At 36.8% G+C, this 3,881-nt stretch carries 5 protein-coding genes and 2 pseudogenes; 3 read left to right on the top strand and 4 right to left on the bottom strand.

Annotated elements, in window-relative coordinates; translation table 11 throughout:
* Together FTU69_RS14605 and FTU69_RS14600 are read right to left on the bottom strand one after the other, a co-directional pair.
* A pseudogene (locus FTU69_RS14605) lies at positions 1–199 on the bottom strand (IS3 family transposase); the annotation flags it as partial.
* A 332-nt stretch (positions 200–531) separates the two neighbouring features.
* Positions 532–1,176: a hypothetical protein gene (locus tag FTU69_RS14600; protein ID WP_104488281.1), complete on the bottom strand. Its 645-nt coding sequence runs from the start codon at positions 1,174–1,176 to the stop codon at positions 532–534.
* A 75-nt stretch (positions 1,177–1,251) separates the two neighbouring features.
* Between FTU69_RS14600 and FTU69_RS14595 the strand changes: the two genes are divergently transcribed.
* From FTU69_RS14595 to FTU69_RS14585, 3 genes are read left to right on the top strand one after another with little or no spacing between them, the layout of a single operon-like run.
* Positions 1,252–1,617: a hypothetical protein gene (locus FTU69_RS14595; protein WP_180104103.1), complete on the top strand. Its 366-nt coding sequence runs from the start codon at positions 1,252–1,254 to the stop codon at positions 1,615–1,617.
* Position 1,618: 1 nt separating this feature from the next.
* Positions 1,619–3,016 (top strand): hypothetical protein, encoded by a 1,398-nt coding sequence (locus FTU69_RS14590; RefSeq protein ID WP_180069854.1) that lies wholly within the window; start codon positions 1,619–1,621, stop codon positions 3,014–3,016.
* A gap of 2 nt (positions 3,017–3,018) precedes the next feature.
* The gene (locus FTU69_RS14585) at positions 3,019–3,438 is read left to right on the top strand and encodes a hypothetical protein (protein WP_104488275.1); all 420 of its coding nucleotides are present in this window, start codon (positions 3,019–3,021) and stop codon (positions 3,436–3,438) included.
* A gap of 60 nt (positions 3,439–3,498) precedes the next feature.
* On the opposite strand, the gene FTU69_RS14860 is transcribed toward FTU69_RS14585, so the two are convergent.
* Positions 3,499–3,771, bottom strand: coding sequence for a hypothetical protein (locus tag FTU69_RS14860; protein ID WP_257223660.1), 273 nt, complete (start codon positions 3,769–3,771; stop codon positions 3,499–3,501).
* Positions 3,764–3,881 (bottom strand): annotated as a pseudogene (locus tag FTU69_RS14575) (IS30 family transposase); the annotation flags it as partial. The pseudogene FTU69_RS14575 and the gene FTU69_RS14860, both read right to left, overlap by 8 nt.

The raw sequence follows: 3,881 nt of genomic DNA, 5'->3' as shown, positions 1-3,881 counted from the left end.
CTGAAAGCTGCTGTACTTTAACTGGATTTTGTTTATCTAAATATTTTTGATGCCAGGCACGAAGTGTTTTAGGAGTACAGCCAATCTTAGGTGCAATTGCGGTGATTGCAGCCCAATACGATGGATAATCTTTTTCGGATTCAATCAATAATTGAACCGCTCTTTCTCTGATTTCAGGGGTATATTTTAATTTTGTCATCGGGACACTACGCTTCGCTACGTCTTGCGAAGCAATGCTTCTCATCTCAGAATATTGACTCTCCGACAAACCCGGTACGGTTCAAACTGTCTTTAAATCCATAAATAGCTGTCCACTTAAATTTTAGTGGACACTATCGCGGTATTAATGAGTTAGAAAAAGTGGGGCTCAGCGGACGCTTACTGACAAGATTTATTTTATAACTACGTGTAATAAAGAAAATTATTTTGATCTGTCACATTTGTCACAGTAAAAAATAGAATTAAATGACATCACCATGATGTGGCATTATGACTGGACAATGGGAATTGGCTTACTCTCATTCAATAAAATTATATTGCTAATGCCGTATGTGTATTGGCAATATGTCCATATATATAGGTCTCTTTGTTTTGAAAGTACACATCAAAACAAGGACTCATTAAATTATCCTTATGGGCTTGAATCTTAAAAATTTGACACAAATGATTCAAATAATGATTGATCCAGTCATTCTGATTTTCAAATGAAGAAAATGGTCTAAGATTGGCATATAAATCTTGCAGATTCGCAACGATAGCCGAAATATCAGGATTGAAGAAAGATAATATAATCTCGTTGGTTTCAAATTTCTTTGCGATGTATTCACCATGCTCATCAGGCTGTATTGATGTAAGTTGCGCACCTGTTTCGGTATATTCAGAATAGGTCAATTTTGAGTTTTGAATATGGAAATGATGTGCTTCTAACTCTCGCATCATTCTTGATATTTTTAGGCACTTTGGCAGGTCTTCAAGATTGGATTTGGATAATTTAATAAAGAACTCAACTGCACGATCTAAAACAGTTTTTTCCCCTGTGCCAGCAATGATGCCATCCTTCCAAAAATAGAGCTTATCTGAATCATCCGAGAGGAATTCATAATCTTCGGTTGCTTCACGTTTATCAGCAGCAACGATAATACTATCTTCTAATTGGATTGAGATGATAAACGTCATACGAGAAAGTTAATGCTCTGATTGGGATTTTATTGTATTCTCACGACCATTATTGTCAAATTAAAAGGACATAAAGTGGCTGGTGGCTCTCAAATAATTATTAATAAAGAAGGAATTACTTTTATTACCCCTGCAAAATTCGAAGCAAAAGCAGGGCAGCATTTGTTTAAGAATGGAGCGAAAGTTTCAACTCAACTTCCGACCTTGCCTGTCGCTAACCAACCTTATATTCTTCAATATTTAGTGAAAGCGAAAGACAATATTCCACTTGCAAATAAGCCTTATTTTATTATTGATCAAGCAGGTAATTTGCAGAAAGGCGTAACCAATGCCGAAGGTTTAATGAAACTGAATACAACACCATCAGCTCAAGATCTTGTGACTCATGTGATGGCGAGTGAAATCGAAGAAGCACAAGAAGTCGCTGGAGAAGAAGAATAACATGGCAACGTACTATTCACGATTACAGTTTAAAGTAAATCCACCTTTGCAATATAAAGACTTTTCCTTCCAGTTTTTAGTTGTTAACAGAGAACTAGGCAAGACAATTTTCAAAGACGAAGGAAACTTCGATGAAAAAGGATTTGGTAAATGGTTTCATATCTATCAACCGAATCGACTGTTGATGTATAAAATCAAATATCGGGGCGAGGTCATTAAAACGCTTACCGCCAAAGCCTATCCTGAACCCAATAAATGGAGTTTTTTTGAGTTTAAAACGACAGTCAGAAAAACAGAAAACGTTAAAGAAAATATACAAGAAATACGAATCAATGACGGTGAGGTTGCGTGGTATTTGGTTAAAAAGTCTGAACCTGTGATGACTTGGGCGCAACGTGTATTTAAAAAGCCATTGACGGAAAAAGATTGGGGAATTTTAAAAGCGAACAATCCACATTTGACTAATTTGGTGTCAATGGGTGTTTTGCAGCCTGGGCAGGTGGTAATTATCTCAAATTCAACCACAGCAAAGGAATTACCCGAATATAAAAAGCAAGCACAGCAGGCACATCAAAATTTAGAGCAAATGAAAAAGGATAAAGATTTTGATGCGGTGTTTTTCGCACAAAACTATGAATTTTTCTACGATGCATTATTGAGAGAAAACGCCAAGATTATTAATAAAAATATCTTTGAAGAAAATGACCATCCCCTAACGATTAAATTTAATAAGCAAGAAGAAGATGGATTTTTTGAGCACAAGATGGCGGTTGATGCTTCTTTATCATTGGTTGAGGGACAAGCGCATCGGGTTTACAGATTACATGGCGAACTCGCCCTAAAGTATGCCGAAGAACAAGCCAAAGGCTCAGGACTAGCAAACCCTAAAAACTTTACCCAGTTCAAACAGAAGTATGCAAACTTGTATAGGGAGTTAGATAACGAAGGAACTAAGAAATTCTTGCGTTGGGATCAGTCGATTAAAACTACCAATATGCGCCGTATGTTGAAGCAATCGGCATTGGTTAGAGACAATAACTTTAAAGGCGGACTCAAAGAATACGCCAAAGAAATGGGTAAAATCGGTAAGTTTGCGACACAATTAAAAATAGCTGGTTATGTGTCTATTGGTGCGGATGTTGTGAGTTCAAGCGTAAAAGTGTATGAAGCTGCACCTGAGGATAAAGCAAGAACAACGGTTGTTGAGACTGCTAAAGTTACCGCAGGCATTGGTGCTGGATTAGTGGTAAGTGCTATTGTTGTTGGTCTTGCAACTGGTGGAACTGGACTTATAGTCATTGGGATTGTAGCGTTAACGGGAGCTGGAGCATCTAAAGCTTTTGGTGATATTAGTGGGGATGTTGCTGGTGGATTGTATGACATTGTGGCTGATAAATAACAATGGATAAACTTATTTTAGTATTTCAAAAAATGCCTATGGGGGCACTAGCATTCTTTTTCCTTATAGCGATGTTTTTACTATACTTTGTTATGTATGTATATGTTTGTTTAAATTTGAGAGGGATTTGCAGGATTGCTTTTGGTAATGAAAGAAAGTACAAAGCACCATTAGAGCCTTTTGATTTTATATACATTAGCTTTATACCTACTACTTTTTGGAGGGAGCTGTTGCATTTAAAGAAAGGGATAAAGTTTAAAAGTCTTTATAGAAAAGATTTCTTCCTAAAAATGAATCAAGAGCAGTTAAAGAGCTTACTAACAAGCTTCCCAGTTTTTTTTATTTTACAATATGTGATTCTGTTTTCTGGAATTTTATTTATGTCACTAATGTTGGCGTCATATTATTTTGAACTAGGTTAAATAATTGTGTTAAAAGCCGAGATCGATAATTACATCTCGGCTTTTTATTAAGTTTTATGACTATGTGTTTATCGCTACGTATGTCGTGAGTTCAAGCATAAAAGTGTATGAAGCTGCACCTGAAGATAAAGCAAGAACAACAGTGGTTGAGACAGCAAAGCTAGGAACTGGAATTGTTGCTGGCACATTTACAGCAGCATTAATTGTCGGTTTGGCTACAGGTGGCACAGGATTAATTGTTATTGGAATTGTAGCAGTATCGGCTGCACTTGCTACGAAAGGTGCATCAGAAATTGCTGGCGTTGGTGCGGGATATATGGCGAATTCAAACATGAGGTGCGACAGTTTCAAAAGCCTTATGATAATCAACAAGCTGAGCAAACTTCTCTAATGGTGTAAGCCAATCTAACGCTTTTCTAGGACGAGTATTCAGTGACATGGCA

The organism is Acinetobacter sp. YH12134 (assembly GCF_013418555.1).
In the GTDB taxonomy this organism is placed as follows: Bacteria; Pseudomonadota; Gammaproteobacteria; order Pseudomonadales; family Moraxellaceae; genus Acinetobacter; species Acinetobacter indicus.
Note: the sequence above shows the minus strand (reverse complement) of the source record. Positions and strands in the feature narration are given on the sequence as shown.